The 20564-nt window shown below is 47.1% G+C and carries 21 protein-coding genes; 7 read left to right on the top strand and 14 right to left on the bottom strand.

What is annotated here, in order from left to right:
• Nucleotides 1–271: 271 nt before the first annotated feature.
• Nucleotides 272–997 (bottom strand): YceI family protein, encoded by a 726-nt coding sequence (locus ACFTRD_RS17020; RefSeq protein ID WP_379382101.1) that lies wholly within the window; start codon nt 995–997, stop codon nt 272–274.
• A 191-nt stretch (nt 998–1188) separates the two neighbouring features.
• Between ACFTRD_RS17020 and ACFTRD_RS17025 the strand changes: the two genes are divergently transcribed.
• Together ACFTRD_RS17025 and ACFTRD_RS17030 are read left to right on the top strand one after the other, a co-directional pair.
• Complete coding sequence (locus tag ACFTRD_RS17025; RefSeq protein WP_379382103.1) at nt 1189–1875, top strand: response regulator transcription factor; 687 nt, start codon at nt 1189–1191, stop codon at nt 1873–1875.
• The gene (locus ACFTRD_RS17030; RefSeq protein ID WP_379382105.1) at nt 1860–3323 is read left to right on the top strand and encodes a HAMP domain-containing sensor histidine kinase; all 1464 of its coding nucleotides are present in this window, start codon (nt 1860–1862) and stop codon (nt 3321–3323) included. The genes ACFTRD_RS17025 and ACFTRD_RS17030 overlap by 16 nt, the downstream gene beginning before the upstream one ends.
• 100 nt (nt 3324–3423) lie before the next feature.
• Here ACFTRD_RS17030 and ACFTRD_RS17035 read toward each other — a convergent pair whose 3' ends face one another.
• Together ACFTRD_RS17035 and ACFTRD_RS17040 are read right to left on the bottom strand one after the other, a co-directional pair.
• Nucleotides 3424–3621 carry a hypothetical protein gene (locus tag ACFTRD_RS17035; RefSeq protein WP_379382107.1) on the bottom strand — a complete coding sequence of 66 codons (198 nt, stop codon included), beginning with the start codon at nt 3619–3621 and terminating at the stop codon, nt 3424–3426.
• Nucleotides 3622–3699: 78 nt separating this feature from the next.
• Nucleotides 3700–3816: an AAA family ATPase gene (locus ACFTRD_RS17040; protein WP_379382109.1), complete on the bottom strand. Its 117-nt coding sequence runs from the start codon at nt 3814–3816 to the stop codon at nt 3700–3702.
• 197 nt (nt 3817–4013) lie between these two features.
• Between ACFTRD_RS17040 and ACFTRD_RS17045 the strand changes: the two genes are divergently transcribed.
• A complete protein-coding gene (locus ACFTRD_RS17045) occupies nt 4014–4166 on the top strand; it encodes a DUF1540 domain-containing protein (RefSeq protein ID WP_379382111.1) in 153 nt (50 codons plus the stop codon).
• Between the two features lie 208 nt (nt 4167–4374).
• Nucleotides 4375–5838, top strand: a complete 1464-nt coding sequence (locus ACFTRD_RS17050) for a 4-hydroxyphenylacetate 3-hydroxylase family protein (protein ID WP_379382113.1) — start codon at nt 4375–4377, stop codon at nt 5836–5838.
• 16 nt (nt 5839–5854) lie between these two features.
• Here the strand turns inward: ACFTRD_RS17050 and ACFTRD_RS17055 are convergent, their stop codons facing one another.
• Genes ACFTRD_RS17055 through ACFTRD_RS17065 form a run of 3 tightly spaced genes read right to left on the bottom strand, consistent with a single transcriptional unit; the run spans nt 5855 to nt 7735 of the window.
• Nucleotides 5855–6424: a nitroreductase family protein gene (locus ACFTRD_RS17055; RefSeq protein WP_379382115.1), complete on the bottom strand. Its 570-nt coding sequence runs from the start codon at nt 6422–6424 to the stop codon at nt 5855–5857.
• Between the two features lie 49 nt (nt 6425–6473).
• Nucleotides 6474–7277 carry a hypothetical protein gene (locus tag ACFTRD_RS17060; RefSeq protein WP_379382117.1) on the bottom strand — a complete coding sequence of 268 codons (804 nt, stop codon included), beginning with the start codon at nt 7275–7277 and terminating at the stop codon, nt 6474–6476.
• A gap of 5 nt (nt 7278–7282) precedes the next feature.
• On the bottom strand, nt 7283–7735 hold the full coding sequence (locus ACFTRD_RS17065; RefSeq protein ID WP_379382119.1) for a flavodoxin: 453 nt from the start codon (nt 7733–7735) through the stop codon (nt 7283–7285).
• A 261-nt stretch (nt 7736–7996) separates the two neighbouring features.
• Between ACFTRD_RS17065 and ACFTRD_RS17070 the strand changes: the two genes are divergently transcribed.
• From ACFTRD_RS17070 to ACFTRD_RS17080, 3 genes are all read left to right on the top strand, one after another.
• Complete coding sequence (locus tag ACFTRD_RS17070) at nt 7997–8860, top strand: class I SAM-dependent methyltransferase (protein WP_192268212.1); 864 nt, start codon at nt 7997–7999, stop codon at nt 8858–8860.
• Nucleotides 8861–8862: 2 nt separating this feature from the next.
• Nucleotides 8863–9594 (top strand): RluA family pseudouridine synthase, encoded by a 732-nt coding sequence (locus ACFTRD_RS17075; protein ID WP_379382120.1) that lies wholly within the window; start codon nt 8863–8865, stop codon nt 9592–9594.
• Nucleotides 9595–9790: 196 nt separating this feature from the next.
• Complete coding sequence (locus ACFTRD_RS17080) at nt 9791–10135, top strand: MGMT family protein (RefSeq protein WP_379382121.1); 345 nt, start codon at nt 9791–9793, stop codon at nt 10133–10135.
• Nucleotides 10136–10246: 111 nt separating this feature from the next.
• On the opposite strand, the gene ACFTRD_RS17085 is transcribed toward ACFTRD_RS17080, so the two are convergent.
• The 8 genes from ACFTRD_RS17085 to ACFTRD_RS17120 form a co-directional block, all read right to left on the bottom strand.
• Nucleotides 10247–11758, bottom strand: coding sequence for a DHA2 family efflux MFS transporter permease subunit (locus ACFTRD_RS17085; RefSeq protein WP_379382123.1), 1512 nt, complete (start codon nt 11756–11758; stop codon nt 10247–10249).
• Nucleotides 11755–12201, bottom strand: a complete 447-nt coding sequence (locus ACFTRD_RS17090; RefSeq protein ID WP_192268220.1) for a MarR family winged helix-turn-helix transcriptional regulator — start codon at nt 12199–12201, stop codon at nt 11755–11757. Before ACFTRD_RS17090 ends, ACFTRD_RS17085 begins: the two co-directional genes overlap by 4 nt.
• 201 nt (nt 12202–12402) lie before the next feature.
• Nucleotides 12403–12840 carry a MarR family winged helix-turn-helix transcriptional regulator gene (locus ACFTRD_RS17095; RefSeq protein WP_379382125.1) on the bottom strand — a complete coding sequence of 146 codons (438 nt, stop codon included), beginning with the start codon at nt 12838–12840 and terminating at the stop codon, nt 12403–12405.
• A gap of 230 nt (nt 12841–13070) precedes the next feature.
• The gene (gene gyrA, locus ACFTRD_RS17100) at nt 13071–15533 is read right to left on the bottom strand and encodes a DNA gyrase subunit A (protein WP_379382127.1); all 2463 of its coding nucleotides are present in this window, start codon (nt 15531–15533) and stop codon (nt 13071–13073) included.
• A gap of 12 nt (nt 15534–15545) precedes the next feature.
• On the bottom strand, nt 15546–17525 hold the full coding sequence (gene parE / locus ACFTRD_RS17105; protein WP_379382129.1) for a DNA topoisomerase IV subunit B: 1980 nt from the start codon (nt 17523–17525) through the stop codon (nt 15546–15548).
• Nucleotides 17526–17601: 76 nt separating this feature from the next.
• Entirely contained in the window at nt 17602–18591 is a 990-nt protein-coding gene (locus ACFTRD_RS17110; RefSeq protein ID WP_192268225.1) for an ABC transporter permease, read from the bottom strand.
• Nucleotides 18584–19549 (bottom strand): ABC transporter ATP-binding protein, encoded by a 966-nt coding sequence (locus tag ACFTRD_RS17115; protein ID WP_379382131.1) that lies wholly within the window; start codon nt 19547–19549, stop codon nt 18584–18586. The genes ACFTRD_RS17110 and ACFTRD_RS17115 overlap by 8 nt, the downstream gene beginning before the upstream one ends.
• Nucleotides 19550–20416: a GDSL-type esterase/lipase family protein gene (locus ACFTRD_RS17120; RefSeq protein ID WP_379382133.1), complete on the bottom strand. Its 867-nt coding sequence runs from the start codon at nt 20414–20416 to the stop codon at nt 19550–19552.
• Nucleotides 20417–20564 lie beyond the last annotated feature (148 nt).

The following is a 20564-nucleotide window of genomic DNA, read 5'->3' on the forward strand; positions in this document are numbered from 1 at the left end:
TGAGTTTGTAAATCATTATAATTGTAAGCGCTTTATGCTGATCAGGGACACGGCATTATCCCAAGTAAACAGCAGTTATTTTAACAATCGTCTGGTAATTCCTTGCTCACCGTGGATCGTTTCCCATTGTTAACATAAAAAATCTGTCCCCTCTGCCAGACAGGCAGAATGGAACAGATTTAGGCGTGTAACGATGTACATAAATATTGGATTCTCCGTCTACATCACTGGAATGTAAAACAAGTTGGATTAGTCTTATGTACTCAAATTCTTACTTGCTGAGCTTCAGCTCCAACCGTACCTGGATATCATTCTCGGCCGAGAGAACAACAGAGTGCGGATTTTTCAACCCAAAATCTTCAAAGGTAACCATCGTTGTACCAGACAACAACACCTGATTATTCTCATAAGCCGCTTTCACGTCAAACGTAACCTCTTTCTCGATTCCTTTTACCGTAAGCGTTCCGTTCATTTTGAAATCCGTTGTCTGCCCCGCAGGCCATTCCTCTTTGACACCTTCAAAAGAAGCGGCTTGAAAGGTAGCTTGAGGGTAGGTGCCAACATCGAAGAAATCAGCTCCCTTTACATGACCATCCCGCTGACTGTTCCCTGAATCAATACCGTTTAATTGGATTTGTCCATCCGCTTTCATTTGGGAAGGGTCAGCCACATTGATTGTCCAGTTACCACTCACCTGCTCGTCCGCAAAATTGACGGTTTCCTGGGATGTTGTTACCGAAAAATAGACTTTTGAGCCTTCGCTGATGCTCCAGTCTCCATTCAGTTGCTCTGCTCCAACGGTTTCTTTGGATACTTTTGTCCCACTGCCGCTGTCCGATCCTGTTTCCGTTGTGGAAGCTGCCGTACTCGCAGGAAGCACTTGCTCAATCTCAACGTTATTTCCCAGATAACTGTTCGCGAAGTAGTAACCTCCGCCCCCAAGAATGACGACTGCTGCGACACCTGAAATGATCCATGTTTTTGTCTTTTTGTTCATCTCTATTCTCCTCCAATGGATAACGGTATAAGTTGGTTGTTAATCAGCATCTTAACAGTCCAATGTGTCAGGATGACGTCAAGAAATGACGTATAACGCATTTTTTTCTGAAAATAATTGCCTCATTGGCATTGTGCTCCCGCTCATGTAAAATCAGTACACAAGCTTCTGAAGTGAAAGGAGACACCTTCTTGAAATCCATACTCATCGTCGAAGATGAACAAGCTATTGCCCGCGTGCTGGCTGCCTATCTTCGAAAAGCGGGATTTGTCGTTCGTCACGCAGCGGATGGACCAACTGCCCTTACTCTATTTGATTCGGATGTCCCATCCCTGGTTTTGCTGGACGTGATGCTGCCCGGCACGGACGGTTGGGACCTGCTGCGAATGATCCGTGAAAAAAGCGCTTGTCCTGTCATCATGCTTACCGCATTGGATGATATTCAGGATCGTCTGAACGGTCTGAATGCCGGTGCTGACGATTATATGAGCAAACCCTTTGTCCCGGAGGAAGTCGTGGCCCGGGTGAATGCCGTACTTCGCCGCAATCCGCACTGGACCGCTGGTGGTGAAGGCAAACGTTACTTTGGCAATCTGGTCATTGATCTGACCGCCAAACAGGTGCTTTTGAACGGAGCGGAAGTGGCACTGACACCACGTGATTTGTCACTGCTCCTGTTTCTGTCCGAATACCCCAACCGCACTTTTACCCGTGAGCATCTCATTGAACAGGTATGGGGGATGGACTATGACGGAAGTGACCGGGCTGTAGATCTTTCCATCAAAAGACTGCGTCAGGCGCTTTCTCATTGGATACCGGAAACAGGAGAAATTCGGACTTTACGGGGAATGGGGTATCAATTTTGGATCGCCAACTAAAACGAAATAAACCCAAACGCAAAACATCCATTCTATCCTATTGGACGCTTCGATATTTTCTAATTCTCTGCATCGGCTTCATTATTATTGTTGCAGGTGCACTCTACTGGATCAGAATCACTTCCATTGAGAAGAGTCTCAAAACAGCTCAACTGCTAGGCTTCGAAATTGCGGAGAAGATTACTGAAAACGAGAACAAGCTGCATATTCCTCCTGATCTTGACAGACTGGTGGACAAGCGTATCAAGCTGTTCAATACAGATAACTATTTTTGCATTATGGTGCTCGACAACAATAATCAATTGATCTATTCCAGACCGAAAATGACGCAGCAAGATGTGTATTACAGGCTGTCAGATGACCTGCGCGAACCACGAAACAACAAATTTGCCGGGGTGACAGTTAACGTCACAGATGACGATCAGACGCTGGGTAAGGTGTGGGTCATGCAATCCAAAAAATCCATTACATATAATCCGGAAGCGATGCTGGTGGTATGCCTAATTTTTGGCGCATTAATTCTGTGTGGATGGTTTACAATCTACCTCCTGTCACGAAAGCTCTCCAGACCGATTCGCCAGGTCGCTCTTGCAGCGGAGCAGATTCGAAACGGCAATTATGAAGTCAATCTGAATCTGAATACACGGGAGTGGGAGATGAATGAGCTGGTTGGTTCCTTCCGGGAGATGTCCATTCGTTTGCAGCAGCTGGAGGAATGGCGTGCCCTGTCCCTTGCAGGGGTATCCCATGAATTGAAAACACCCGTCACTTCCATTAAAGGACTCGTGATGGCCGTTCGGGATGATATCGTCAGTCCGCAGGAAGGAAAGGAATTTCTGGATATTGCACTAAAAGAATCTGAACGTATGGAACGTATGGTCGCTGATCTGCTTGATTACAATGCAATGAGTGCTGGCAGTGTTGGTGTGCGTCAGGAACGCATTGATCTGAATCTGTTGGTGGGTGAAATTATCTATCAGTGGAAAATTGCATATGAGAACAAGTCTCCCGAGATTGAACTGCATATCCCTTCGGGTACACTCTATACCATTGGGGATGCGCTTCGGATTCAGCAAATCATTGTTAATCTGCTAAATAACGGTCTACAGGCGACAGCTTCTGATCAAGCTACGGTCTTTCATATCCGTTTGCGGGCCGAGGAAGACAAGCTGTTCATTGACGTTCAGGACAACGGTACAGGGATTATCATGGAAGATCAGCCCAAAGTCTTTGAACGTTTCTATCGCGGTGAGATTAAGAAACGTCATACTCGCGGACTCGGCCTCGGTCTGACCTACAGCCGCTTGCTGGCTCGTGCTCAAGGCGGGGAATTGACCCTGACCGCCAGCAGCCCTGAAGGCAGTCTCTTCACCTTAACGCTGCCACGCTGGTCTGCCCCGGATAAACCTGGGAAAGAGTCATCTTACCGGGCGACCGCTAATGCTTAATACAACATGCTGAACTACCAAATAGCCTGGTTTCCTTTGAAGGAATACCGGACTATTTTCTTTCCATTTGATCAGGCTATTTCCTGTCGTCCTCCCCAAGTTATGGGGTTAGAACACGTGGCAAATGTTCTGTATACGCATCATTGATTAACTTCTTATGCAGCGGACTACTGGCAATTATGGCTTTTCGCTTCGCCTTTAAAACAATCTGCTCCACATCCGCATAACTGCATCCCGCCAGACGTTCATATATATATTCTTCCAGGCTGCTATCTGACCCACAAGCTTGTACGCCCAACGGCATCAAACTCATCGAGAAACAGAACACAGGGGTTGACCCCGAATGTTCGAACAATTTACGCACATTGCTGCCGGTCTACCCAAGGTGGCTGTGAATAATTGCGTCAAGTTTCACAAGTACTAATGGAAGGTGAAGTTGGTACGAAAGGTGGGAAGCTGTTAACGTTTTACCTGTACCTGGAGGGCCAAACATGTCAGGTTAATCCAATTTGTTGCAAGAGAAAGTAAAATTTGCTATTCTAAACATGCATCGTTGTGTATAACGCAAAAAGCCCTCTATTTCCTCGAGAGAGCCTAGCATTTTTTTCCAGATAGCAAGCGGCAACTTGCATTCCAGATTTTCTTTTATACCAACGAATGTAAATCCAAACAAAGTGAGGTTTAACAATCATGGCAAAAGACGTATTATGTGAAGTTGATTCCTGTCGTTACTGGGCTCAAGAAAACAAATGCAACGCATCTTCGATCTACATCGTGAGTCACAGTTCCAAACCAGTTAATGAATCCGCTGAAACGGATTGCAAAACTTTCGAAGTGAAATAAGAAATTAATTTTGTTTGTACCAAGTAAAAGGAGCCCTAGCCGGTTCCTTTTTTCTTTTTGTATTGTAACAAGAATGATAATTATTATCAAGCTCTTTTATATAACATTCACATTCATTTCTCTCCATGCACAACAGAGTGCCTATTTACGTACACTACGAAAGAAGTCAAACTGCCCATGAACGATTCAATCCAAGAGGTGAGTAACGATGCCCGCTAAAAGTGGCAAACAGTATATTGAACGTATCGATGCCCAGACTGTCCCCTGCTGGTACAAAGGAGAACTGGTTACTGGAAAACGCTCTGAACATTTTGCTTTTGCAGGTTTAATGAAAACGCAAGCCAAGCTGTATGATCTACAGAACGATCCTCAATGGATGGATACAATGACTTATTCCTCCCCAACCGATGGAAAGCCTGTAGGCATGTCCTTTCTACCTCCAACCAGTGTGGATGATTTGCGCAGGCGTCGTGAAGCGATGAGTGTCTGGTCAGGCATGCACCATGGATTTCTGGGCCGCTCACCCGATTACATGAACACAGCGATCATGGCATTTTATACAGGAGCTGACATTCTTGCCGAGTTATCACCACAATATGTCGAAAATCTAAAAAACTATTATGCCTACTGCCGGGATAATGACATTACGCTCTCCCACGCATTCATTCAGCCCCATGCCAGCAAAATATCGGGACAGTTGGATACAACCGAAGATGCCATTGCCGCCAAAGTGGTCGAACGGACGAATGAAGGCCTGATTATCAACGGCGCATTCATGATGGCTACCCAGGCTGCAACGTCGGACGAAATTCTGGTGTATCCTTCTCCATCACCGGCTCCATTCGACGATGAAAACCCGTTCGCTTTTGCTTTTGCAGTGCCAAACGACTTGCCGGGAATCAGCCTGATCTGCCGGGATACCTATGCAGCCGAATCCAAATTTAACTACCCACTCAGCTCCAGATATGAAGAGATGGACAACATTGTCATCTTTGATCATGTGCTTGTTCCTCATGATCGGATATTTTTCGCGGGAAGTGAAGAAATGTCCTCCCGCCTCTTCAGCGGAAGCCATTTCCACATCCACGCAGGTCATCAGGTGTTATGTCGCTATATTGCCAAAACGGAATTTGTACTCGGCACGATCCAATTACTCGCAGATACGCTCGACCAGGCAGCCGAAACCCACGTAGTGGAGAAAACAGCACGTGTACTTGCTGGACTTGAATCCTTAAAAGCACTGGCAGTGGCAGCAGAAGTAGGTGCCATAACAGACGAACGGGGTTTTGTGTTACCTGCCCCCAAACCACTAATGGCCGCCAACCTTCTGTACCCCAAACTGTATCCTGAAATGATTGAAATACTGCAACTTTTGGGTTCCAGTGGCGTCATTATGGTCCCTCAGGAAGAAGAGTTCCGCTCAGATATCGCACCACATCTGGATACGTATCTTCGCGGAAGCGACATGGTATCGCAGGAGCGTACAGCTTTATTTCGTCTGATCTGGGAGCTAGGGGCAGGATCATTTGGGGGAAGACAGACCCAGTTCGAACGGTTCTTTTTCGGTAATTCAATCACCGTGTCAAACCGGTTGTACTCCGCCAGCTCCGCAGATTATTCGTACCGACAGCTCGTTCGAGATTTTATTACGGACACTGGCACATCACAATGAACGGTTATACCTTACTTTAGACCAGATGGTCGTATACCGTCATAAGCTCAGAGGCTGGTCTGCTTGCATCGTTATTCCGAAGCGCAGACTGGTCTCCGTAACCGATATGGAATACACCCATTACCTTTTCCTCACTGGTTAAACCCATCAAATTCATAAACACGGGATGCTGTTGATAATCATTGATCTTCCAGACGGCATTGAGGCCATGTTCCGCTGCCAGGATACAAAAACGTTTGCTCCAGGCTTTTGCAGGCAATACATGGTCCTCTCTGGCCCTTGAAGGAGCCACGACAACCAGATGCGCCGGGATAGCCTCTGTATATTGATATGTAGCCCAATCCCCGTACCGATCTGCCAAATGTGGTGGGTAACTCTGCCTAACGGCCTCCAGATAAAGCTGACGTCCTTCACTGGCGAACAACATAAACCGCCAAGGCTCTGGACTCATCACATACAAGGATGGATCGGCTTCATCCAGTAACCGTCTTATAACCGACTGTGGCACAGGCAACGGGCTGAATTCACAAGTTCCTGTACGTTTCTTCTTGCCGCTTGCGGCATCTTGTCCCAAACCGGTAGACATGGCTCTTCACTCCTTAATCTGCGCGATATACCACAACATCCCTCGCTCCTTACATCAACCAGTTTTTTTTCGGTTCGATCTCACTTCTCCAGCGATCGACCTTTTCATGCACTCTGGCTTTATCCTGAACTGTAAATTGATCAGATTCCACCTTCTCTTCGCTCGGAATGCTATCCCGAATCAGTCGAAGATAATCCATCGAACGGACAAGCGATTGACGTCCTGGGATATATCGAATCTTGCGCCCTTCGAGCAAACAATAGATTTCGATCATGCCCGGCAACTTGCCAAATGCTTCCCAGCAGAACGCGCTCACCATATGCTGGTACGCCTCAACAACATTTGGATCATGGACAACCATATATTTTTGGATGAGCAGTGAATCCCAGCCCTCTGGCAGCCAAGCCGTATGGAGGATCATGGACAGATGCATCGACAAGGAAGGAAGTTCCGTTCGCCATTGTTCAAACAGAATGGTCGGATGCTTCAGATCATCGTTCATCGCAATGGCCAGCGATAATTCATCCGTAATTTTGTTTTTTACATCCCAGTAATGAAGTACCGATTCGAAGCCGGTTGCCTTTCTGGGCCACCACTTTTCGAGCAGATACTGGACAGGCACCTCTTTGCGCACATCCGGGTCCAAACTGTAAAAAGCGTTGACTGCATGGCTGACTGCATATTGTACACGGTGTCTCCATTGCAGCGGAGCGTACTGCTTTGCCTCCGGTTCCGGGCGGATGAACCGATGCGGGCTGCGCAGCATCTCTTCCAGTCTGTAATCTTCAAGCAGCTGTTCCGGGACGTCTGACACTCCCGGCTGCATAGCTGCCTGAACATTATGCCTTAACATGAGTCCTAGGACACCTGTAATCCGTCAGCAGCGAAACGCTTGCCAAAGTCACGGCATGTATCCTTCTCCTGCTCCATCGGACTGTATTCAATCTTTAGCATCTCTGGAAATACCTCCGCCCCACGCTCCACCAGCTTCGCAGCCGCGAGATCTACAGCACCGCAGTACTGCTCGTAAGAAGTATCCCCGCTTCCGAACACCGCTGCCCGTTTGCCACTCAAGTCAAGCTCATCCAGCTCTTCGTAAAAATCGAGAAATTCATCCGGCAGTTCACCGTCTCCCCACGTGTACACACCAATGAGGAACCCGTCATAGTCGAGCACATCAGAGGCATTGCAATCCGTGACGGACTTGAGGTCCACTTCATGTCCACCTTGTGTGATGCCTTCCACAATCAGTTCCGCAATCTCTTCCGTATTTCCCGTCATACTTGCATAAGCCACCAACCATTTAGCCATCTATTTTCCCCTCACTTTTTATTGATCCTGTCATACGGTTCCTAAAGAAGTAACATTTGAATGTATCAAAATCATAAGTGATAATGATTATCATTGTCAAATTAATTTTCGTTTGTATTCCATTTCAGTATATGGGAATGAAGCAAATTCAACACCTTAAAGGGCACTTCGCCCTTTAAGGCGCCCACCACAACTGGCGTATAGGCCCTTTTTTGTTGTACAATAGTATCCAAATGACTTTTGAAGGATGGATAAATCATTATGTACGTAGCAAAGAACTGGAAGGACTATGAAGTAATTGACACAGGAGGCGGCGAAAAGCTGGAACGTTGGGGCGATGTCATTTTGCGCAGACCCGACCCACAGATTATTTGGCCCCTTGAAAAAGAAACCAATGAATGGCGCCAAGTGCATGGCCATTATCACCGCAGTTCTTCGGGCGGCGGCAGCTGGGATATGAAAAAACCGATCCCGGAACGCTGGACCATCGGATACGAGAACCTGAAATTTCATATTAAACCAACCAGCTTCAAGCATACTGGTCTGTTCCCTGAACAAGCGGCCAACTGGAGCTGGATGATGGATAAAATCGCCGGAGCAGGCCGTCCCATCTCTGTACTGAACCTGTTTGCGTATACAGGCGGTGCAACCGTTGCTGCAGCTTACGCCGGTGCTTCGGTTGTACACGTGGATGCGGCCAAAGGCATGGTGCAGTGGGCCAAAGAAAATGTTCAATTATCCGGGCTTGCTGATCGCCCTGTTCGTTTCATTACAGACGATGTATTCAAATTCGTACAGCGCGAACAACGCCGCGGCAATCGATATGACGCTATCATTATGGACCCGCCTTCCTATGGTCGAGGCCCTAACGGGGAGACATGGAAGCTGGAAGAGAACCTCTACCCATTCCTGAAATCGTGTATGACTATTTTGTCGGACAACCCATTATTCATGCTGGTGAATTCCTACACAACGGGGATCTCCTCCACCGTTCTGCGTAATATGCTGACAATGACGATGTCTGCCCAATATGGCGGTCAAATTACGGCAGGTGAAATTGGCCTTCCCATTACCCGCAGTGGTCTGGATCTGCCTTGCGGCATCTTGGGCCGCTGGGAGTCCTGATCATGTCCGAACCATTGCAAGGAACCGGTGATATTCCGATTCTGTTTGAGGACAATCACCTGTTAGGCATTACGAAGCCGGTCAATGTACCTACACAGGAAGATGCATCCGGTGACCCGGATTTGCTTACACTGCTGAAACAGGATCTGAAAGAGCGGTATAACAAACCGGGCAACGTCTATCTCGGACTGGTCCATCGACTTGATCGCCCCGTTGGTGGTGCAATGATTTTTGCCAAAACATCAAAGGCTGCTTCGAGATTATCCGAGACGGTCCGGGGACGTCATTTCCGCAAAATATATGCGGCTGTTGTCCATGGCAAGCTGCCAGCACAGCAAGGAACGTTAAAACATACGCTGCTGAAAGATGCGCGCACCAATACCGTCACTGTTGTGTCCAAAGGCACTACGGGTGGCAAAGACGCTGTTCTGGATTACCGGGTCATCGGTGAAACAGACCGTTATAGTCTGGTTCATATCGAACTGCACACTGGCAGATCTCATCAGATTCGGGTTCAAATGAAGGAAATCGGCTGCCCTCTGTTCGGAGACCAGAAATACGGGGCAGGTGCGAATAAGCCGGGACAACAGATTGCCCTTTGGTCTGCCATCGCTGCTTTTCCTCACCCCGTAACCAAGGAAGAGATTGTCCTGCAGTCCCTGCCTCCCCGTGAATTCCCATGGGCAGAGTGGCCGGCTGCTGTATATGAGAAAACATTTAAAGCGGAACAATAACCAACACACTTAAAAAAATCATTAACAGGATCAAGTCAAATCTGATCGTACACCGTGTCATCCAGATTCCCTATCTGAATGGCACGGTTTTTTTGATCTCTTTCCATTCCAGCGATATGATAAACTAGTTTTGTTGGAATTACCACCATACTTAGACCCTATTGGCTTACTTAAATGGAAAGGAAGACTCACTACTATGACACCGTTTACCAAGCAGGTTGTCGCCATCATCGCAGCAATCCCTGAGGGAAAAGTCATGACCTATGGTCAGATTGCCGCTCATGCTGGCAGTCCGAGAGCTGCTAGACAGGTTGTACGCATTCTGCATTCGATGAGCCGCAAGGAACGCCTTCCCTGGCACCGTGTCGTCAATGCCAAAGGCCAGATCTCCATTCCCGACGAACATTCTCGTTTGATGCAAGAGACGGAGCTTATTAGCGAAGGTGTTGAATTTCAGATGGATGGAAGCATCAACCTCAGACTCTTCGGTCATGATCCCGGTCCTACCTTCCTCCTTGATCCATCGACCGATGAAAAATAAAGCCAAAATAAGGCATAGCAAAAGAGAGTCCGAGCAGTGAAATCTGCCTGAACTCTCTTCTGCATATATAAAACCTTTATTGGATCAATAATAACTGTAATCTAGGTTAATTTAAGCTGTTGCATTCACTTTTTGTTGCTCTGTGGTAACAGGTTCAGTAGCCGGTTTTGTTTTACGAATAAAGAACGCCAGCAGCAAAGCAACAACAGTCATCGCAGTCGCTACAACAAACGCATAGTTTACGCCGTAGATGGTTGCATCTGCGGTAGCACGCATCATTGCAGCCTTATCATCTGCAGCAATTTGGCCTGTAGCCAAGGTATCTGCCAAATGAGATTTTAGCTTACTGCTCATAATTGTAACGAGAATCGCTGTACCAATCGCACCCGCAACTGTACGCAGTGTGTTGGACATCGCAGTACCATGCGCATTCAGGCGCTGTGGCAGCTGATTCAGACCCGCCGTTTGAATAGGCATCATCAACATCGACATACCGAACATACGAGCTGTGTAGATAAACATCATGTAACCATAAGTCGTGTCGATCGACAGGCGGCTAAGGCCCCAAGTGGTGATAGCTGTAATCGCAAGACCGGCAACTGACAACCAGCGTGCGCCAACTTTATCAAAAATACGACCTGTGATTGGAGACATAATCCCCATCAGAATGGCACCTGGCATCATCAGCAAACCTGATTCAATCGGTGAGAACCCTCGAATATTTTGCAGGAAAATCGGAAGCAAAATCATACCGGCAAACATCGCCATCGTAACGAGCATATTAATAATTGTTGTTAATGTGTACATGTTGTATTTGAAAATACGGAACTCCAAAAGCGGATGATCGGTTGTCATTTGTCGAATAACGAACAGGATCAGGGATATGGCCCCGACGACCAGACATCCGATAACAATAGCACTTCCCCATCCATCTGTACCCGCATCACTGAAGCCGTACAACAAACTACCAAAACCGAGTGTGGAAAGAATAACACCTGGATAGTCCAGTTTAGGTTTGGATTGACGTGTTACATTTTTGACAAATGCAATACCAATTGCAGTTGCAATAACCGAGAATGGCAAAATGATATAGAACAACAGTCTCCATGAATAATGCTCAACCACATAGCCTGACAGTGTCGGTCCAATGGCCGGAGCAAGAATCATCGCAATCCCCATCGTACCCATGGCCTGACCACGCTTCTCAATTGGGAAGATCGTCAAGAACACAACGGTCATCAGAGGCATCAGGATACCTGCGCCTGCAGCTTGAATAACACGACCTACCATCAGTATACCAAAGGTCGGACTAAGTCCACAGACCAAGGTCCCTAATGTAAAGAGGGTCATTGCTGTAATAAAAATTTGACGTGTCGAGAATTTGGCGATCAAATACGCCGTAACCGGAATCAACACACCATTCACGAGCATATAACCGGTAGTCAGCCATTGGGCTTTATTCGCTCCGATGTTGAGGTCTTCCATAATTTTCGGAAGAGCCACGTTCATCAACGTTTGATTCAGGAAGGCAACAAATGCACCGATTAACAGTGCGGCCACAATCGGGCCTTTCTTGATATTGTCCATCGCTGAGGATGGTGCTGCTGCTGCAGTAGTACTCATTGGTTGTTCATCTCTCTTCCTTCTAACTTTTCAATCATTTGATTATGAATTCTTAGCAGGTGCTCAAGGTCTTCCTTCGGGATATCCAGAATGGGTGAAACTCGTTCCATCCACAAGTGGTGTGTTTCCTGCTGAGCCTGTTCCCCTTTGTCCGTAATCTGTAGCTTTACGGATCGGCGATCAGAGTCGGAACGCGTACGAACTATGTACTCCCCTTTGACCAGACGTTCCACCACAGCGCTCATGGAACTGCTGCCCATATGACAGAGTTCAGCCACTTCATTAATCCCGATCGAAGGGCGCTCCTTCAAAATGGATAACACCATAAATTGAATCGAAGTGAGCTCAATTTCCTTGTTTTCATTCCAGAATGCCCGGAAGAGCATTTGATTGACCTGCCGAAACGAATTGATAATGTAAAATACTTCGTATGTGTCAGACATTAATTCACCCTTTTTACTTATGGAATATAATATTTCGTACACGAAATATCAGGGGAACAATTATTTATTATAACAAAAATAATTACATAGTCAACTCTTTACATATAAAATTTTAGAAATTATTCTTAGTGACAATAAAATAACCATAGTCCTCCTGCATGATCCAGCAAGAGTTCCATGGTTACTATAATTCCAACGTAATTATGATGTAGATAAGGCAGGCTCTTTTGTTTTTGGTGTTGTCATTTTGTTCAGCAGATAGACCAGCAACTGCTGGTTATGCATCGAAATGTTGCTGAGAACGGAATTCATAAATTCATTCCGGATTGTGATCCCCCGTTCGGTCTCCATTCTTCCCTTGTCAGACAGGGATACCCATACAATGCGCCGATCCTGATCATCCCGATCCCTGCGAATCAGACCATTTTTCTCCATGCGATCCAGCAGCATCGTTACTGCTGCGGGCGTTGTGGCCAAGAAAGGAATCAGGTCGGATGGTTTCATCTTCTCATGGTCCTCAAGAACCTCCAGTACAGCCAACTGAGCCTCCGTTAACGAGGGGGCCAGCTCATGATCCATATGCAGCTTGTAGTCCTTGGTCAGCCTCGACCAGCACTTGGCAAAATCGGAATTATACATCTTGCATCGCTCCTCTCTGCAACCGGTTATCACTTCACCTGCTTAAGTTTTCGCCCTTCAAAGCCGCATTCCTGCTGCCTTTTTTCAATTTCCCAGCGATCGACCGTAATCGACGAAGGTTGTTAAACTTCGCATGGAGGGCATCTTTTAATCCGCGTTTGAACAACAAAAAAAGACTTTCCGCATGACAGGATCAGCCTGTACTGCGAAAAGCCTTGTATTGACATTTCTTATGAAGATGAAGCTGGCTGATTCTCGTTAAAATCCGTCAGCAATTCCACGATCTCATCCTGTTTGTCCACATGAACGAGCAATTTACCGATATGCTTCCGCTCAGTAATAGGCACACCTTCAGAAGAAATATGATATGATTGTCCTTCTTTCGTCATCACCGTTACATTCCGTTGTTCCCGACAATAAAACGCTCCAGCAATGCGGCTACCGTTCGGCTTCACCCGTTTGCCTTCCTTGAATTCAAATGTTGCCAGCCCCTTGCCGCCACGACTTTGCAGCGCGTAATCCAGCAACAACGAGCGTTTGCCGTAACCCAAGTCAGACAATACAGCGACTTCGCCTTCATCGCCTTCCACCCATAGAACAGATACAATTTCATCCGTATCTTTTAACTGAATACCACGTACGCCTCCCGATACACGCCCCATTGGATTCACCTCATCCTCACGGAAACGGATGGCCATAGCTTCTTTGGTGATCAACATGATGTCCTTGCCACCTGTGCTTAGATGAACGGATAATACCTCATCATCCTTGCCCACTTTGCAGGCTGCTACAGCACCGGAACGCTTGGTGACGTATTCCTTCAGCTCGGTACGTTTAACCTGTCCTTTGCGGGTGACAAAGACCAGACTGTGATCCGGTTCTTCGAAAGATTTAACGGCAAGCACACTTGAAATCCGATCATCCTTCGCCAAAGGAATGACGTTGACGATCGCCGTCCCCGGATCTTTCCACTTGAATTCGGGCACCTGGTGGACGGGCAACAGAAAATACTGCCCTTTCTTCGTAAATACCAGTAGATTCTCAAGGGTGTTCACTTCAAGAACCTGAGCAATATAATCGCCATCCTTCACGCCACTTGCGTTACGTTCCCCGCCGGATCGTGTAAATGACTGCATACCCGTACGCTTGATGTATCCTTCTTTGGACAAGGTAACAAATACATCTTCCGCGTTTACCAGCACTTCCAGATTGACCTTGAGTTCTTCCACTTCACCCTGAATGGCAGAGCGACGGTCTATTCCATACTTTTCGCGAATCTCCATCAATTCTTTGCGGATAACTCCGATCAGCTTGCGATCGCTATCCAGAATGGAGCGTAATTGCGCGATCTTCTTCATCAATTCGCCGAGTTCCTTCTCCAGAGAAGTAATCTCCAGATTGGTCAACCGGTACAATTGCAAAGTCAGAATGGAATCTGCCTGACGTTCCGAGAATCCAAACATCCACATCAGGTTATTTTGAGCATCCTGACGGTTTTTCGACGCTTTGATGGCCGCGATGACCTCATCGAGGATGTTAAGAGCCTTTACCAGGCCTTCCAATACATGCGCACGGTCTTCCGCTTTCTCCAGCTCAAAGCGGGTACGGAACGTTACAACCTCACGCTGATGGGCAATATAAGCCTCGAGGATTGATTTCAATCCCAATTGCTGAGGAGCTTTATTCACAATCGCAACCATATTGAAGTTGTAGGTGACCTGCAGGTCGGTTTTCTTCAGCAAATAAGCCAGAATGCCTTGAGCATCCGCTTCTTTTTTCAGCTCAACCACGATCCGCAGGCCTTCACGCCCACTCTCATCCCGGACTTCGGCAATCCCTTCCACCTTTTTCTCAAGCCGGATGTTTTCCATCGCAGTAACTAGACGGGATTTCACGACCTGATAAGGGATCTCCGTTATAACGATCTGCTGTTTGCCGCCGCGCATATTCTCGATATCGGTTTTGGACCGGATATAGATCCGTCCTTTACCTGTTCGATAGGCATCTAGAATCCCGTCGCCGCCCATGATTAATCCACCTGTTGGAAAATCGGGACCCTTCATGAACATCATGATCTCGTCCAGCTCAATGGATGGCTTCTCCATCACAGCGATACAGGCATCTATGGTTTCACGCAAATTGTGAGGAGGAATCTCCGTTGCAAATCCGGAGGATATTCCGCTCACGCCGTTAACGAGCAAATTGGGATAACGGGATGGCAGTACTACCGGTTCTTTGGCCGTATTATCAAAGTTATCTTTAAACAGAACGGTCCGTTTCTCGATATCGCGAAGCATCTCCATCGCGATGGGCGACAACCGAGCCTCTGTATAACGCATCGCCGCTGCCGGATCATCATCCTGTGATCCCCAGTTACCATGACCATCCACGAGCATATGACCCATTTTCCATGGTTGTGCCATCCGCACCATACCTTCGTAGATGGAGGAATCCCCGTGAGGATGGTAGTTACCCATAACATCCCCAACCGTTTTGGCTGATTTCCGATACGGTTTCTCCGGAGTATTACCTGAATCGTACATGGCGTATAGAATCCGCCGCTGCACGGGCTTCAAACCGTCCCGAACATCGGGAATGGCCCGGTCCTGAATAATGTATTTGGAGTAGCGACCGAAACGGTCCCCTACGACCTCTTCGAGAAAGGCCGGCATAAATTGTTCTGATAGACTCATTCCAAGCACCTTCTATTCTTCGTACTCTGTAAAGTCGACATTCTCTACAATCCAGCGTTTGCGCGGATCAACCTTATCACCCATGAGTGTAGATACACGGCGTTCCGCTTTTGCTGCATCCACTATTTCTACCTTGAGCAATGCGCGCGTTTCCGGATTCATCGTTGTCTCCCACAATTGATCCGGGTTCATTTCACCAAGTCCTTTATAACGTTGAAGCTCTACATGATTTCCAAATTCTTTCATGTAATTCGCCAGCTCTTCATCGGTCCAAGCATAACGCACACTCGCCATTTTGCCTGATTTGCGTGTGAGCTTGTACAGCGGTGGCTGAGCGATATATATTTTACCTGCATCAATTAGCGGCTTCATATACCGGTAGAAGAAAGTCAGCAACAGGACCTGAATATGTGCGCCATCCGTATCGGCATCCGTCATAATAATGATTTTGGAATAATTGCTGTCTTCAACTGCGAATTCGGTTCCAATCCCTGCCCCGATTGCGGCTGTAATGGCACGGTATTCTTCGTTTTTCAGAATATCAGCCAACTTTGCTTTTTCCGGATTAAGGGGTTTGCCCTTAAGCGGCAGTATCGCCTGAATTTTGGAGTCACGTCCTTGTTTGGCTGAACCTCCAGCGGAATCCCCTTCGACGATAAACAATTCATTCCGGGTAAAATCCTTGGATTGAGCCGGAGTCAGCTTGCCATTCAAATTGGAGCTTTCGCTGCGTTTTTTGCCTGTACGCATCTCATCGCGTGCTTTGCGTGCAGCTTCTCTGGCCCTGGAGGCCTGAACCGCTTTGCGAATCAACGTTTGTGCGACCTGTGGGTTTTCTTCCAAAAACCGCTGAATATTCTCGGATACGACAGAATCCACGGCACTTCGCGCGGAAGCGCTACCGAGTTGATCCTTCGTTTGGCCTACGAATTCCACTTCCGACATTTTGACACTAATGACCGCCATCATGCCTTCACGCAGATCATTGCCTTCTAGGTTTTTGTCTTTCTCCTTAATCATGCTGGTACGCCGTGCGTAGTCATTCATCACACGTGTATAAGCCGCTCTGAATCCGGTCTCATGTGTACCCCCGCCCCTAGTGGGAATCGAGTTTACGAACGACGCCAGCGTTTCCGTATAACCCGCGTTATACTGGATCGCCACTTCGACCTCAATATCATCCTTCTCCGCATAGAAGTGAATGACATCATGCAGCACATCTTTATTTTCGTTAAGAAAAGCAACAAACTGGCTTGCTCCGCCTTCGTACATGTACTCATCCTGATTGCCTGAACGTTCGTCCTTGAGTACAATTCTCAGACCCGAATTCAGAAAAGCAATTTCCTGAAGACGTTCTGCCAGTGTATCATAATTCAATTGAATCCCGTTCTGGAACACCCGAATATCCGGTTTAAACGTAACTTTGGTCCCCGTCCGATTGGTATTGCCCAATACTTCAAGGCCAGACACCGGTTCTCCGACATGTTCAACGCCTTTTTTGTCCTGCCAATATTCGAAACGTTGACGATGTATCTTGCCATCACGGAAAATCTCGACTTCAAGCCATTCGGACAATGCGTTTGTAACTGACGCACCTACACCGTGCAAACCGCCGGATTTTTTATATCCTGATCCACCGAACTTTCCGCCTGCGTGCAAAATCGTAAACACGACCTGGGGAGTAGGAATCCCTGTTTTATGTATGCCTGTCGGAATTCCCCTTCCGTTATCCTGAACCGTAACAGAACCGTCCTTATGCAGCGTGATATCGATTTTGGAGCAGAATTTGGCGAGATGTTCGTCGACAGCGTTATCCACGATTTCCCATACCAAATGATGTAGACCCGAAGTGCTGGTGCTGCCGATATACATCCCCGGCCGTTTCCGTACCGCTACCAGTCCTTCAAGTACTTGAATGTCGTCCGCGTCGTAGCCTGAAGACCCTTGTCCTCCGCCTGTCGAACCTGCCGACATATCGATTTGCTCGACCATTCATGCTCCCCCTTCTTAACTTGCAACTAAAAAAATGCCTGAAATGCAAACAGATGTTTTCTTATCCTTGTCCATTTTAATTCAAGATATCCCGTTTCGTAAAGACAATGAATGACACAAAGAGTGAAGCAATGCCCCAAACGCTAAGCACAATAAGGGAAAAACCCAAATTCATCCCTTCGATTGGCGGCAATCCGCCAGACAAATAATCCGGAAGTTCGAGATTCACCATAAACAGATATTTCGCTGACTGCCAGGAGGCAGCCATGCTGGTGAGAATGGTTCCTGCGATGAGTGCTGCCATCATAATGACAATACTTGCAGCTGTACTTCGCACCAACACAGAGACCATGAATGCAAGCATCGCCACAATTACACTGACAAACCAGATCAGTCCAGCCTGCATCAACATGTATAGCCACTGGTCCACAGCATGGACTGCAGACATATCGACATCCGTGCCCACAACCTTGAATCCGGTAAAAATCGGCATGCCGAAACCTTTATATCCGAACACCGCTCCCGAGATCACATAACAGATAATGTACGCCGACACCACGATAATTGACACAAACATAATCAGTGTAATGAGCTTACTCAGCAATACTTTCCAGCGTTTTACCGGACGGGTTAGGAGCATTTTTATCGTTCCTGTGGTACGCTCACCGGACACCAGGTCGGAAGCAATCGCCATAATGAGCAGCGGGATGAACAGTCCAACGGCGTTATTCATGAATTCCCTCGTAAAAGTTACACCGCCAGGCTCCTTCGGATTGATGTCATTCTCCAGATAGTATTGCATTTGCTGGATGTACACTGTCCTGTACTTTTTGTATTCTTCAGGTACCCGGTCACTGCCAAGCGAGTTCTGATTATCCGTAATAGCCTGTTGCAGTTCCAGCCGCCAGTCGCCACCAAACTTGTCACGATTATTTTCCGCAGATTTCATCTGGGCATACGTAAACATTGGAACCAGGACCGCCAGTACGATAAAAATAATATAAAGACGTTTCTTCTTGACCATCTTGATCGTTTCGTTGCGGATCAGCGGCATGATGTTACTCAATGGATTCACCTTCTGTCATTTTTAAGAATAACTGTTCCAGCGTAGGCTGAATCCGCTGTACGCCTTCAACCTGAATTCCGGCTTGAACCATCTGCTGCACCAGATTCGGAATCCGATCCTCATGCATTTCGGCAACGACAGCATTTGGACCAAGCCCTGCAATGATGGTATCGTCCATAACATCGGCAGGCCGATCTACCAGGGAAACACCTGCATCCAGCAGCATTTTTTTGCCTTCTTCCAGCGGCGTAACATGCCATATCGCCAACTTCGAATGGTCTTCAATCAGTTCATTAACGCCGCCAACTGCAAGCACGCGGCCTGCACTGATAATCGCCACCCTGTCACAGAGAAGCTGAATCTCACTGAGCAGATGACTGCTGACGAATACAGCCATACCTTCACTCGCAAGCTGTTTGATAAAGACACGAAGTTCCTTAATCCCTTTGGGGTCAAGTCCATTCGTAGGTTCATCCAGAATCAGCAGTCGCGGGCGTCCAAGCAGAGCCTGTGCAATGCCAAGACGTTGACGCATTCCCAGAGAGTAGGTTCTTACTTTATCATGAATCCGCTGATCAAGCCGCACAATATCCACAACTTCCTGAATACGGTCATTATCCACGCCAGGCTGCATACGGGCAAAATGCTCCAGGTTCTCCCATCCGGTCAAATATGTGTAGACCTCCGGGTTCTCCACAATGGATCCCACGTATTTCAAGGCTCTTTCAGGATCACGATTCACATCATAACCACAGACTTTAATCTTGCCTTCCGTCGGTTTAATCAGATCGACTAACATCCGAATAGTTGTTGTCTTCCCGGCACCATTGGGTCCCAGAAAGCCAAAAATTTCACCTGGTTTTACGTCAAAAGTAACATCCTTAATGATCCACTTGCGTCCAATCTTTTTCTTCAGATGCTGCACGGACAATACGGGATCAGTCTGTTCTTGTGCCATCTATTTTCCGCTCCCTTCTGCTGGAGTCTCTGCCTGATATTCCTGCGCAACCCGAGCGGCAATCTGCTCGTATCCTTCTCCATTGGGATGGAAATGATCTGATGACAGATACTGTCCCAGATGATTTTCAAACAGATCAAATGTAGGCACGAGTGTCATCTTGTCCTCGTTGTTCATAACCTTCAGTGCAGCATTGTTCCATGCAGCTACAACCGCATTTCCCGGCTCTTTGAGTTCTTTCACATCACCAAACGGGTTGTATAGCCCTATGTAGGCAATCTGTGCATCAGGGTTAATTCCTTTCACTTTCTTCAAAATCTCCTGCAAACGCTTCGATGTCTCGGGCAGTGCGGCCGCAAGAGTCTCTGCAGTTGGCGGATCTTCTCCCTGTAAGACTTGTCCACCCCGGAACAGATCATTGGCTCCGATCGATAACAGAATAAAGTTGGACTGTTGTAAGACATAACGTACGCCTTTTTCATCTAGCTTGTTCAACAAACCGTCTGTTCTCAAACCGTTCACACCCATATTGTTGAGCACTTGCACATCATATCCCTGATTTTTGAGCAAGTTACCTGCCCGTCTTACAAAACCAAGCCCTTCATCATCCCCGGTACCTCTTGCCAGTGAATCACCAATCACAGCCATTCGAATTTTTCCATCATTCACCACAGACGTTTCTTTCCCGTTACCCTTCGCAGGTGTCATTGTCTGCTGTCCTGTCCCTAGCTTGGCATCTCCCTCTGGAAAAATGACGTCTTTGATGGCATACCCAAATCCAAATAACAGCAGCAATGTTGTCAATATGGATACTGTACTGATGGTTCTCCAGATCCATGGCGCCGAATCAAGATTTCTTTTTTTCATTCATCACATCTCCGCTCATGTACACCTGGCCGGGTACTTAAAATTTAAAATGATTTTACATTAAGATGACGCTTTTTCTAAATAACATAAATGTTCTGTCGTTAATTTGCAAATTTTGCTGTTATATAAGTGAAATTCGGTATCCAAT

It is taken from the genome of Paenibacillus sp. NPDC056933 (genome assembly GCF_042674385.1).
Taxonomy (GTDB): domain Bacteria; phylum Bacillota; class Bacilli; order Paenibacillales; family Paenibacillaceae; genus Paenibacillus.